Source organism: Streptomyces sp. NPDC059853, from assembly GCF_042731495.1.
Taxonomy (GTDB): Bacteria; Actinomycetota; Actinomycetes; order Streptomycetales; family Streptomycetaceae; genus Streptomyces.
Genome location: NZ_JBHWJL010000148.1, coordinates 1 through 12,102, shown reverse-complemented (window position 1 = coordinate 12,102; position 12,102 = coordinate 1). Strand labels below are relative to the sequence as shown.

The 12,102-nt window shown below is 71.7% G+C and carries 12 protein-coding genes, 1 pseudogene and 1 riboswitch; of the genes and pseudogenes, 11 read left to right on the top strand and 2 right to left on the bottom strand.

Annotated elements, in window-relative coordinates; all coding sequences use genetic code 11:
- From ACFV5N_RS16815 to ACFV5N_RS16780, 8 genes are all read left to right on the top strand, one after another.
- A partial coding sequence (locus ACFV5N_RS16815) for a PfkB family carbohydrate kinase (protein WP_385599931.1) occupies window positions 1-716 on the top strand: 716 nt, incomplete at its 5' end.
- A gap of 454 nt (window positions 717-1,170) precedes the next feature.
- Window positions 1,171-2,283, top strand: a complete 1,113-nt coding sequence (locus ACFV5N_RS16810) for an ATP-binding protein (protein ID WP_385599929.1) — start codon at window positions 1,171-1,173, stop codon at window positions 2,281-2,283.
- Complete coding sequence (locus ACFV5N_RS16805; protein ID WP_385599926.1) at window positions 2,280-2,681, top strand: roadblock/LC7 domain-containing protein; 402 nt, start codon at window positions 2,280-2,282, stop codon at window positions 2,679-2,681. The genes ACFV5N_RS16810 and ACFV5N_RS16805 overlap by 4 nt, the downstream gene beginning before the upstream one ends.
- On the top strand, window positions 2,678-3,055 hold the full coding sequence (locus tag ACFV5N_RS16800) for a DUF742 domain-containing protein (RefSeq protein WP_385599924.1): 378 nt from the start codon (window positions 2,678-2,680) through the stop codon (window positions 3,053-3,055). The genes ACFV5N_RS16805 and ACFV5N_RS16800 overlap by 4 nt, the downstream gene beginning before the upstream one ends.
- A complete protein-coding gene (locus ACFV5N_RS16795) occupies window positions 3,030-3,620 on the top strand; it encodes an ATP/GTP-binding protein (RefSeq protein WP_385599921.1) in 591 nt (196 codons plus the stop codon). Before ACFV5N_RS16800 ends, ACFV5N_RS16795 begins: the two co-directional genes overlap by 26 nt.
- Window positions 3,621-3,628: 8 nt before the next feature.
- Window positions 3,629-5,005 (top strand): cytochrome P450, encoded by a 1,377-nt coding sequence (locus ACFV5N_RS16790; protein WP_385599918.1) that lies wholly within the window; start codon window positions 3,629-3,631, stop codon window positions 5,003-5,005.
- A 433-nt stretch (window positions 5,006-5,438) separates the two neighbouring features.
- A complete protein-coding gene (locus ACFV5N_RS16785) occupies window positions 5,439-6,416 on the top strand; it encodes a cytochrome P450 (protein ID WP_385599915.1) in 978 nt (325 codons plus the stop codon).
- Window positions 6,417-6,433: 17 nt separating this feature from the next.
- Complete coding sequence (locus ACFV5N_RS16780) at window positions 6,434-7,216, top strand: enoyl-CoA hydratase/isomerase family protein (RefSeq protein ID WP_385599912.1); 783 nt, start codon at window positions 6,434-6,436, stop codon at window positions 7,214-7,216.
- A gap of 4 nt (window positions 7,217-7,220) precedes the next feature.
- On the opposite strand, the gene ACFV5N_RS16775 is transcribed toward ACFV5N_RS16780, so the two are convergent.
- The gene (locus ACFV5N_RS16775) at window positions 7,221-7,457 is read right to left on the bottom strand and encodes a dodecin (protein ID WP_385599909.1); all 237 of its coding nucleotides are present in this window, start codon (window positions 7,455-7,457) and stop codon (window positions 7,221-7,223) included.
- Window positions 7,458-7,538: 81 nt separating this feature from the next.
- Window positions 7,539-7,632: riboswitch (ZMP/ZTP riboswitch) on the top strand.
- A gap of 23 nt (window positions 7,633-7,655) precedes the next feature.
- Here ACFV5N_RS16775 and ACFV5N_RS16770 point away from each other — a divergent pair.
- Together ACFV5N_RS16770 and ACFV5N_RS16765 are read left to right on the top strand one after the other, a co-directional pair.
- Window positions 7,656-9,098, top strand: a complete 1,443-nt coding sequence (locus ACFV5N_RS16770) for a glycine hydroxymethyltransferase (protein WP_385599906.1) — start codon at window positions 7,656-7,658, stop codon at window positions 9,096-9,098.
- 23 nt (window positions 9,099-9,121) lie between these two features.
- Window positions 9,122-9,808: an endonuclease V gene (locus ACFV5N_RS16765; RefSeq protein ID WP_385599903.1), complete on the top strand. Its 687-nt coding sequence runs from the start codon at window positions 9,122-9,124 to the stop codon at window positions 9,806-9,808.
- A 7-nt stretch (window positions 9,809-9,815) separates the two neighbouring features.
- On the opposite strand, the gene ACFV5N_RS16760 is transcribed toward ACFV5N_RS16765, so the two are convergent.
- Complete coding sequence (locus ACFV5N_RS16760; protein ID WP_385599901.1) at window positions 9,816-10,874, bottom strand: aminotransferase class V-fold PLP-dependent enzyme; 1,059 nt, start codon at window positions 10,872-10,874, stop codon at window positions 9,816-9,818.
- Window positions 10,875-11,384: 510 nt separating this feature from the next.
- Here ACFV5N_RS16760 and ACFV5N_RS16755 point away from each other — a divergent pair.
- A pseudogene (locus tag ACFV5N_RS16755) lies at window positions 11,385-12,102 on the top strand (serine/threonine protein kinase); the annotation flags it as partial.

The following is a 12,102-nucleotide window of genomic DNA, read 5'->3' as shown; positions in this document are numbered from 1 at the left end:
GCATAGGGGTGGAGGTGCGCCGCGCGCCGGCCGACTCCGAGCGCACCATGGTGGCGCTCGCCTACCTGGACGCGGAGGGCGGCGCCCGGTACGACTTCCTCGCCGACTGGGACCCGCGCGCCATCGAGGTGCCCGCGGACACCGCCGTGCTGCACACCGGTTCGCTGGCCGTGGTGGTCGAGCCCGGCGCCTCCCGGGTGCTGACGCTCTGCCGGGAGCGGCGCCGGGCCGGGACGACGGTGGTCGCCGACCTCAATGTGCGTCCGGCCGTGCAGCCCGACCGGGACGTGTACCGCGCGGCCTGCGAACGGCTGGCCGGGGTGGCCGATGTGATCAAGGCCAGTGACGAGGATCTCGGCTGGCTCTACCCGGGGCTCGCCCCGCGGGACGCCGCCCGCGCCCTGCTGGCCCTCGGGCCGCAGCTGGTGGTGGTGACGCTCGGGCCGGACGGGGGGCTCGCGGTGACGGCGGAGGCCGAGGTGCGGGCACCGGCTCCCGCGATCACGGTGGTGGACACCATCGGCGCGGGGGACACCTTCCAGGCCGCGCTGCTGGACGCCATCGCCCGGCACGGGGCCGTGCCGCGTGAACCCGCCCTGCTCACCGAGGTGCTGACGCGCTGTGCGCTGGCCGCCGCTATCAACTGCACCAGGACCGGGGCGAATCCGCCGACGACGGCGGAACTGGCCGCCGCGGCCGGCGTTACCGGCCGATAGCCCGGGGGCGTGGCAACGTTGTCCAATTGGCCGCGCGGGCACGTTCACTGAAAGGACGTCAGGGAAACTCGGGGGATGGCCTGGTGAGAAGCGTCAGCCGTGTTGCTGATGATACGATCACCGCGCTTGCCAAACGAGCCGTGGGCGCGTATGGCGAACGGCAATCAGGCAAATCAGCCGAGCGGGCCATCCCCGAGGAGCGTTATGCCGTCTGCAGGGCAAACCCTGCCGTCAGGGGCCGGGTCCGACCGGCCTCCTGACCAGCCGTTATGTGGTGTGCGCCAGGCTGAGTGCCGGTAACCCTCAAGGCTGCCGCGGGTCTGCCGACTCGCACCGCATCGACGACGCCGTCCGCGCCACGGTCGATTGAGGATTACATGTGAAGCCAGTTCTTCTCTTGTGAAAGAACTGTGCCAGGAAGCGAATAGATGCGGTCTAGCTTAAAGAGAATCTCATGACGTCACTACAGGATCCAGCGGTCTGGGGTTTGATCGCCGGAACTCCTCTCGCCGCGACCGTGATTTATCGCGGACGTAAAGCGAGAGCAAAGCTACGCGAAGAGAACGAACAGCTGGCCACGCGCCACGCCGAGTTGGAGGGCTCGTTCGCCGCGGCCGTTGCCGAGGCGGAGAGCCGTGCCGAGGAAGGCACCAAGACGGCGCTGAAGGCGGCCATGCGGACCCTCCAGGGTCTGGCCAACGAACAGCAGCTGTCCATCTCCAAGGTGCAGGAGAAGTACGGAGACCTGCACATTCTCCAGGACCTCCTGGAGATCGACCACATGAACTCGCAGTTCGGCCGGCGTGCGCAGTCCATCGCGGTGCTGTGCGACGGCTGGCTGGGCCGCTCCCGTGCGGTGGCCTCCGTGTACGACGTGGTGCGCAGCGCCAAGGGGCGCATCCGGCACTACACGCGGGTCGAGGTGCGCTCGCAGACCAACTTCGCGGTGGTCAGCCGGGCGGTGGAGCCGGTGGCCCTCGCCCTGGCCGAGCTGCTGGACAACGCGACCAGCTACTCGTCCCCCGAGACCACGATCGAGATCAACATCCGTACGGTGCCCAAGGGCGTCATCGTGATGATCGACGACGCGGGCGTCGGCATGAACGAGGAGGAGAAGAGCCGGGCCGCCCGGCTGCTGTCCGGGGACACCCCGCCCGGGGTCAACGAGCTGGGCAATCCGCCCCAGTTCGGCTTCGCGGTGATCGGTGTGCTCGCCGCACGGTACGGGTTCAACGTCTCCGTCGACTCCTCCTCCCCCTACGGTGGTGTGCGCGCGGTAGTCCTTCTCCCCCAGGAGCTGCTTACCACCATGCCGGAGCCGGAGCCCACGCCGACCGTCGAGAACGCCGGGCCCGGTCAGGCGGCGCCCCCCGTCACGGGGACGACCGCGGGCGGCCTGCCCAAGCGCCGGCGGCGCGGGATGTCCATCGTGCAGCCGGAGTCGCGTACGCCGGTCGCACCGAACCGCTCCAGTGAAGAGACCGCATCGATCATGGGTGCCTTCCAGCGGGGCACCCAGTCCGGCCGTACCACCGGTCCCACCACGGAAGGACCCGAGCAGCAGTGAATCACGATCTCTCTTGGATGCTGGAGAGCGCTCTGGAGGTGCCCGAGGCCCGGCATGCGCTGCTGGTCTCGGCCGACGGTCTGCTCATGGCCCGCTCCCGGGACGTGCCCAAGGACGAGGCCGACACCATCGCGGCGGCGATGAGCGGTATGCAGTCCCTCAGCCGTACCGTGGCCGGCTTCGGCGGGGACGGCGCCATGCGGTGGCGGCAGACCGTCGTGGAGTTCGACGGCGGCTGGGTCTTCCTCATCTCGGCGGGTGAGGGCGCCTATCTCGCGGTGTCCGCTTCGCCGCAGGTCGACATGCAGGACATCACCTTCCGCATGCAGCAGCTGGTGAACCAGTTGGGCAAGGCGCTGTCGACGCCGCCCCGGGAGGATTCGGGTATCCCCACATGAGCGATGTTCCAGACGATCTGCCGGCGGAGACCGCCGATTTAGTGCGTCCGTATGTCATCACCAACGGGCGGGGGCTGCCCCAGAGCGATCGGTTCGAACTGATCACCCTGGTGACGGCAACCGAGGGCGGCACCGGCAACGGTCCCCTCGATCCGGAGAAGCGCAGTGTGATGGAGCTGTGCGAAGGCGGTTATCTCTCGGTGGCCGAAATCGCCGGCCATCTTGATCTGCCGGTCGGCATCATCAAGGTTCTGCTCTCCGATCTCGCGGAGGAGGGGCGCATCATGATGCGGGCCCCGATCCCGCGTGCCCATCTGACCGATGTCCAGGTTCTGCAGGAGGTGCTCAATGGACTCCAAGCACGTTTCGGGTAAGGGCGTCCACCTCCAGGAAAGTGTGCAGATTGCCGCGAAAATCCTGGTGGTCGGTCATTTCGCCGTGGGCAAGACGACATTCATCGGCACCCTCTCCGAAATCCCCCCGCTGCGCACCGAGGAGACGATGACGCAGGCGGGCGCGGAGATCGACGATCTCAAGGGGGTGCGCGGGAAGACCACCACCACGGTGGCGATGGACTTCGGCCGGCTCACCCTCAGCGAGCGTCTGGTGCTCTACCTGTTCGGCACCCCGGGCCAGCAGCGCTTCGTCCAGGTGTGGGAGGACATGAGCCGTGGCGCGCTGGGCGCGCTGGTGCTGGTGGACCCCGAGCGCCTGGAGGAGTCCTTCGCCGTCATGGACCTGGTCGAGAAGTACGGCATCCCGTTCGCGATCGCGGTGAACCGGTTCGACGGCCAGCCCAACCGCTCCGACGACGAACTGCGCGAAGCGCTCGACCTGTTGCCGGAGACGCCCATCGTCACGTGCGACGCCCGCGACGAGAAGTCGTCGGCCAACGCGCTGGTGGCACTGGTGCGTTATCTACAGAATCGTTCCAGCTAGGAGTATCGATGGAACCCCAGCCGAGATTTGACGGCCCGCCGCCCGGTTGCCCCGCTCATCAGGGCGATGGCGGTGGCGAGCAGCAGGGGGTGGAACGCGTACCCCTGTACGGGCCCGAGTTCGCGGCCAACCCGCATGCCTTTTATGACTATCTGCGCGACTTCGGGCCGGCCGGTCCGGTCGAGCTGGCGCCCGGCGTGGACGCCACGCTCGTCACGGACTACTCGGCGGCTCTGCACGTGCTCCAGAACCCCGACACCTTCGTCCGGGACGCGCGCCGCTGGCGCGCCCTGAACGAGGGCACCCTCAGCCCCGACCACCCGATCATGGCGCTGATGGGCTACCGGCCCAACGCCCTGTTCGCGGACGGCGCCCAGCACGTCAGGCTGCGCCCGCCGGTCGCCGACAGCCTCGCCCGGCTGGACGCCTACCGGGTCAACCGGACGGTGGAGAAGGTCTCCACCTACCTGGTGAACCAGTTCAGCCACCGGGGCAGCGTGGACCTGCTCAACGAGTACGCCAAGGAACTCACGTTCCTGGTGTTCAACGAGTTCTTCGGCTGCCCGCCGGAGATCGGCGACAACCTCATCCACGGCTTCACCACGATGTTCGACGGCACCGGTGACGCGGTGGAGGCGAACGAGGTGCTGTCCCAGACCCTCTACGCGCTCTCCGTGGAGAAGCGCAAGAACCCCGGGGACGACGTCACCACCTGGATGATCGAGCACCCCTCCCAGCTCAACGACGAGGAGATAGCCCACCAGCTGGCCGTCACCCTCGGAGCCGGGATCGAGGCCGAGCGGAACCTCATCGCCGCCGGTCTGATGCTGATGCTCTCCGACGAGCGGTATTTCGGCGGCATCGGCGGCGGCGGGCTGCTCGTCGAGGACGCCCTCACCGAGGTGCTGTGGAACGATCCGCCGATCGCCAACTACGCCACCCACTTCCCGGTCCGCGACGTCGACCTGGGCGGGGTGCCGCTGCGCGCGAACGACCCGGTCGTGATCAGCTTCGCAGGCGCCAACACCGACCCGGCCGTCTCCGGGTCCCAGGTGGTCAGCCGGCGCGCCCACCTCGCCTGGGGGGCGGGACCGCACGCCTGCCCGGCCAAGGACTCCGCCTCGCTGATCGCGGTCGGCGCCATCGAACGGCTGCTCAACCAGCTGCCGGACATCGAACTGGCCGTGCCCGTGGAGAGCCTGCAGTTCCGTCAGGGCGCCGTCCACCGGGCGCTGAGCACCCTGCCCACCCGCTTCACCCCGGTGCGCCGGCAGCGGCAGAGCGCCGGTGCCGAGCACGGGGCGCCCGCGCAGGGCAAAGCATCGGGACAGCCGGCCGCCAAGGGCGGTCTGTGGAGTTCCTTCCTGTCCTGGTGGCGAGTGTGATGCAGGCAACATGTGACTATTCATGTGACATATGAGTAGATGACTATGGGTGGGGGTAATGGTGTCACCGGTCATGTCGGCCGCCTCCTCGGAGTGCGGCCGGCATGAATGAAGTGGCCCATTAGTGCACCACATAGGAGTGTTCGTGGCACATTCCGAGCGCAACGCGGTAATCAATCCACGTTCTGTCGTCTCACTGATTTCGCGGCTTCGCAATGCGCGCGGACAGGCTGATCCCTATCCCATCATCAACGAGATCCGGGAGATGGGAGAGGTTGTTCCGGCCCCCTGGGGGGCGCAGTTGTTCACCTCCTATGAACTGTGCGACAAAGTTCTCCGTGATCAGAAGTCCTGGCGGGCTCTCGATGACCAATGGCGGACCCGTCGGGCGGACGGGCGCTGGGGGGCGCCCTCCGCCACGGAGTTGAGCACGGTGCTGCAGGGCCTGAATCCCCCCGAGCACACCCGGGCCCGCCGATCCATCGGCAACATATTCGACCGGCGCACCCTGGAAAAGCTGCGCACGCCGATAGCGGCCACCGTCGAAGAACTCCTCGACACCCTCGAAGAACGCATACGCGAGGAGGGCGAGGCCGATTTCTCCGTTCTCGTCAGCGAGGAACTCACCATCGCCGCGATGGGCCACTGGCTCGGCATTCCCCGTGCCGATTACGCCCTCGTGCGTTCCCTGAGCCACGCTCATATCTACGCGCAGGAACTGCTGCCGACCCCCAGTCAGCTTGCCACCGCAAATGTCGGAATGCTGGGAATGCGGGAGTACTTCACCAATCTGGTGAAGGATCGCCGGGAAAACCCCGGAGACGACGTCATATCCGGGTGGATCCGCACCTGGGACGAATTGGAACCGGACCGCGAGAGCGCCGATCACCACGTCTACCTCCTGGTGATGTTCATCGTCGGCGCGGCCCTGGAGACCACCTCCACCCTGCTGTCCAACCTGGTGTGGACCCTCGACCAGCACCCCGACCAGCGCGCCTGGCTGCTGGAGAACCCCCACGAGGTCCCGCGGGCCGTCGAAGAGGTCCTGCGGTTCGACCCGCCGGTCCATGTGACCACCCGCGCCGCGGCCCGCGACATGGTCGTCGGCGGCGTCCCCATCGCCCGCGACGAACTCGTCCACACCCTGATCGCCTCCGCCAACCGCGACCCGGCGCGCACCACCGACCCCGACACCTTCGACATCCGCCGCGAGGGCGGACACCTCTCGCACCTCGCCTTCGGCGGCGGGATCCACTACTGCATCGGCGCCGGCATGGCCCGGATGGAGGCCCAGCTGCTGCTGTCCGCCGTCATCCGCCGCTTCCCGACGCTGCGGGTCAGCGCCCAGCCCCAGTGGGAACCGCGGGTCGCCTTCCGGCACTACACCGCCCTGCCTGTGACCACCGGCTGATGAACAGGAGCTTACGGATGTCCAGTGATTTCACCAGCCTGCTGGTCAAGCGTGAGGGCGCGGTGGTGAGCGTCCACCTCAACACCCCCCACAACGGCAACCTCGTGACCGAGGAAGTGCTCGACGAACTCCTGTCGGTCCTGGAGTTCACCCACGACCATCCCGAGATCCGGGTCCTCACCCTCGCCGCGACCGGCGAGGACTTCTGCGTCGGCGCCGACCGCAGCGAGTTCGACCGCCTGATGGCCCAGGACCCCACCGGCGCCGCCATGCGCGCGCTGAGCAGCAAGACCCGCCGGGTGTGCGACTCCCTCGCCTCGACCACCGCGGTCACCATCGCCCGGGTGCACGGCCGCGCGATCGGCGCCGGCCTCGCCCTCGCCGTCTTCTGCGACCTGCGCGCCGGGGCCGACACCGCCCGCTTCCGGCTGCCCGAACTGGCGGTCGGACTCCCCGTCGCCTGGGGCGGCGCCCTGCCCCGCATGCTCCACGAATCCGGCGCGGCCCGCACCCGCGAACTCATCCTCACCGGCGAGAGCTTCGACGCCGCCACCGCCCGCGAACTGGCGGTCCTGCACAAGGTCGTCCCCGAAGCCGAACTCGACGGCGTCATCGACGCCTGGGTCCGGCCGCTGCTGCGCCGCCCCGGCACCGCCCTGCGGACCACCAAGGCCATCCTCAGCGCCTACTCCTCCGTGGCCCGCCTCACCGACGGCAACCTGCTCGACGGTGAACTGCTGGCCGGCTCCCTCGCCGCCCACCGGGCCCAGGCCGAGGGCGGTGCGCCGGGCCACCTGTGAGCGCTCAGCCCGCCCCGTCCGCCGCGTCCTCGTCGCCGTCCAGCCGGAAGCCCACCTTGAGGCCCACCTGGTAGTGCTCGATCGCGCCGTCGACGATGTGCCCGCGGACCTCGGTCACCTCGAACCAGTCCAGATGGCGCAGGGTCCTGGACGCCCGGCCGATCCCGTTGCGGATCGCCGCGTCCAGGCCCTCGGGCGAGGACCCCACGATCTCCGTCACCCGATAGATGTGATCGGACACAACTGCCTCCCTGGGGCACGGCGGACGTATCGCTCCTCCCACCGTGCCCCAGCACGGCCCGATCCGCGAGTGCTAGGCTCGTCGCGGGCCGTGACTGGCGCGTCGGGATGGACAACCATCGGGGAGCGGCCTCGCCGTCACGCGATCACGAGAGCCGTGCGCCTGGGCCACCGCGACATCCGTCCAGGAGGCCCCCGTATGACCACCCAGCCCAGCACGGAATCGACCGCCTTCCGCAGCGCCATCGAGGTGGTGCGCGGCGTCGAGCCCCGCATCGCGGACGCCATCGGCGCCGAGGTCGAGGACCAGCGCTCCTCGCTCAAGCTCATCGCCTCGGAGAACTACGCCTCCCCGGCCACCCTGCTGGCCATGGGCAACTGGTTCAGCGACAAGTACGCCGAAGGCACCATCGGCCGCCGCTTCTACGCCGGCTGCAAGAACGTCGACACCGTCGAGTCCATCGCCGCCGAGCACGCCCGCGAACTCTTCGGCGCCCGCCACGCCTACGTCCAGCCGCACTCCGGCATCGACGCCAACCTCGTCGCCTTCTGGGCCGTCCTCGCCGCCCGCGTCGAGGCCCCCGCCCTGGAGCGCGCCGCGGCCCGGCAGGTGAACGACCTCAGCGAGGAGGACTGGGCCGCCCTCCGCCGCGACCTGGGCAACCAGCGCATGCTCGGCATGTCCCTGGACGCCGGCGGCCACCTCACCCACGGCTTCCGCCCCAACATCTCCGGCAAGATGTTCGAGCAGCGCAGCTACGGCACCGACCCGGCCACCGGCCTGCTGGACTACGCCGCCGTCCGCGCCGCGGCCCGCGAGTTCCGCCCGCTCATCCTCATCGCCGGCTACTCGGCCTACCCCCGGCTGGTCAACTTCGCCACCATGCGCGAGATCGCCGACGAGGTCGGCGCCACCCTCATGGTCGACATGGCGCACTTCGCCGGTCTGGTCGCGGGCAAGGTCCTCACCGGTGACTTCGACCCGGTGCCGCACGCCCAGATCGTCACCACCACCACCCACAAGTCCCTGCGCGGCCCGCGCGGCGGCATGGTGCTGTGCGACGACTCCCTCGCCGACCAGGTCGACCGCGGCTGCCCCATGGTGCTCGGCGGCCCGCTGCCGCACGTCATGGCCGCCAAGGCCGTCGCCCTCGCCGAGGCCCGGCAGCCCGCCTTCCGCGACTACGCCCGCCAGGTCGTGGAGAACGCGCACGCCCTCGCCGAGGGCCTGTCGCGGCGCGGCGGCACCCTGGTCACCGGCGGCACCGACAACCACCTCGCGCTCATCGACGTCTCCGGCTACGGCCTGACCGGCCGTCAGGCCGAGGCCGCCCTGCTGGACGCCGGGATCGTCACCAACCGCAACGCCGTCCCGCGCGACCCCAACGGCGCCTGGTACACCTCCGGCATCCGGGTCGGCACCCCCGCGCTCACCACCCGCGGCGTGGACACCGACGGCATGGACGAGGTCGCCGACCTCATCCACACCGTGCTCTCCGCCACCACCCCCGGCACCGCCAAGAACGGCAAGCCCTCCAAGGCCGCCTACACCCTCGCCGACGGCGTCGCCGAGCAGGTGCGGGCCCGCTCCGCCGACCTGCTCACCAAGCACCCGCTCTACCCCTCCGTCGACCTGGGCTGAGCCCACCGGCCCCCGGACCGCCGATGCCGCTGACCCACACCACCCCCGCCACCGAGGCCGAGGCCGTCGCCCGGCAGCTGACGCTGCGCGAGCGCATCGCCCCGGACGACACAGGACCCGCACCCGGCGCCCCCGCCACGGTGGCGGGGGTGGACGTGGCCTACGACGACGCGCGCGGCATCGTGGCCGCCGCCGCCGTCACCCTGGACGCGGTCACCCTCCGGGTGCGCGAGCGGGCCACCGCCACCGGCCCCGTCCCCTTCCCGTACCGCCCCGGGCTGCTCGCCTACCGCGAACTGCCCGCCGTCCTGGACGCCCTCGGCCGCCTGGCCACCCCTCCCGACCTGGTCGTCTGCGACGGGTACGGCATCGCCCACCCGCGCCGCTTCGGCCTCGCCGCCCACCTGGGTGTCCTCACCGGCCTGCCGTCCATCGGCGTCGCCAAGAACCCCTTCACCTTCCGCTACGCGCCGCCCGCCGCCGAACGCGGCGCCTGGTCACCCCTGCTGGACGGGAGCGAGGAAGTCGGCCGCGCGCTGAGCACCCAGCCCGGCGTCAAACCGCTGTTCGTCTCCACCGGCCACCGCGTCACCCTGCCCACCGCCTGCGCCCACGTCCTCGGCCTCGCCCGCCGCTACCGGCTGCCCGAGACCACCCGTGAAGCCGACCGGCTGTGCCGCACCGCCCTCCGGGCCGCCACCGGCACCTGACCGCCGCTCAGCCGCGCCCGGCCACCGGCAGCGCCTCCAGCAGCCGGTCCACGTCCGCGACCGTGTTGTACAGATGGAAGGACGCCCGCAGCCGCCCGCCGCGCGCCGACACCCGCACCCCCCGCCCGGCCAGCGCACCCGCCGTCGCCTCCCCGAGCCCCGGCACCGACACGATCGGCGACTCCCCGGCCACCGGCTCGTACCCCAGCCGCGCCACCCCCTCCCGGAACCGCCGCGCCAGCGCCCCGTCGTGCGCCGCGATCGCGTCGGTCCCCACCTCCTCCACCAGGGTGAGCGAGGCCGCCGCGCCGATCCCCGGCAGCAGCGCGAAACTGTCGTCGAACCGGCGCGCGTCCGGCGCCGGGTCCCGCACCGCCCCGTAACACGTCGCCCACGGATCGCGCGCCGTCAGCCAGCCGGGACCGGCCGGCACCAGATCACCCCCGTCGGCGGGCAGCGTCAGAAAGGACACCCCGCGCGGACCCAGCAGCCACTTGTACGCGTCGCACACCGTGTAGTCGAAGCCGGCCGCCGACAGCGGCAGCCAGCCCAGCGCCTGCGTGCTGTCCACCAGCACCCGCGCCCCGTGCGCCCGCGCCGCCTCCCGTACCGCCCGCAGATCCGCCACCCGGCCGTCCAGCGACTGCACCGCGCTCACCGCCACCAGCGCCGTCCCGGCCCCCACCGCCTCCGCCAGCTTCTCCAGCGGCACCTCACGCACCATCAGGTCCCCCCGGGCGTGGAACGGGTTCACCAGCGAGGAGAACTCGTCCCGCGCACACACCACCTCGGCTCCCGGCCGCAGCGATCGGGCCACCGTGCCCGCGTGCGCCGCCACGCTCGACCCCACCGCCACCCGCGCCGGGTCGATGCCCGCGATCCGCCCGTACGCGCGCCGTGCCTCCTCCATCTTCGCGAACCCCGCCGCCTGATCGGTGCGGCCCGTCGCCATCGCGTCGACCGCCGCCCGCAGGGCCCGCGCCGTGCGGGCCGGCAACACCCCGTGGCTCGCCGTGTCCAGATACACCGTCGCCAGCGAGTACTCCGTGCGCAGTGTGCTCTCCATGGCCCCAGTCTGCGCTGCGCGGGCCACCGGGGCCACTCCCGGTTCACGGTCCGAAACGCTAAGGTGATGCCGCCTCGGTCGGCCGAGTGGGGGAGGGCGAAGGGTTGCGTCATCGCTGGAGGGCGCCGCGCGGGGCGGCGCCGGCCCCGCTCCCGGACCGCCGCGCCCCCGGACCGCGCCGCCCCGCACAGCGTCCGCGCGCCGACGCGCGCCTCGCCCGGCCGGAGACGAGGCGGGCTCCGGCCGCCGCCCGGGGCCCCGTCCGGGTGGAAGCCCCGCACCACGGGAGCGGCCGGGACAGCGGCCACCGGCTCGGCGGTTCCGACCGCCGCCTTCGGCGCCTCGCCCGGCGCCGCCCGGTGGCCGTCACCGTCACCGTCGCCGTCCGGAGCACCGCGGGTCACGCCCCCCGCGCCGCCGGGTGGGCCGTCACCCGGGCCGGGGAACCGCTGCCCGCCGGGGTGGAGAGCGCGCCGCGCTGAGGCGCACACAGGAAAGGGGCCGCGGCCGATGGAGCCGCTTCGACCGTCCGACCCGCCGCGCATCGGCGGCCACCGCCTGCTCGGGCGGCTGGGGGAGGGCAGCACCGGACGGGTCTATCTGGCCCGCTCGGTCGGCGGCACGCCGCTGGCCCTCAAGATCCTCCACCGCCCCGGCCGCCACCGGACCGCCCCCGTCCGGCCGCCGCACCACCCGTGCCTGGTCCGGTACCTCGGCGGCGGCACCGACCTCGACGGGACCTGGGAGGCCTACGCCTTCGAGCCGGGCCCGGCCCTGAGCGAGGCCGTCACCGGGTACGGGCCGCTGCCCCGGGAGAGCGTCCGCGTCCTCGGCGGCCTGCTGGCCGGCGCCCTGGACGCCCTGCACACGGCGGGCCTCACCCACGGTGCCCCGCACCCCGGCAACGTCCTGCTGGCGGCGGACGGTCCACGGCTCGCCGACACCGCGCGCGCCGCTCCCGGCGGCGACCGGGCCGCCGACGTCCTCGCGCTGGGCCGCACCCTCGGATATGCGGCGACCGGCCGCTCACCCCACGATCCGGCCGATCTCGCCGATGTGCCGCGCAGCCTCCTGGAAGTCGTCCAGGCGTGCCTGGACCCCGACCCGCTGCTGCGCCCCACGGCCGCCGACCTGGCCGGCGAACTCGGCGGGCGCCCGGCCGCCGGCTGGCTCCCGCCGCCGCTGGCCGCCGCCGTCGCCGAGCGCGCCGCGCACCACCCCTGGGACC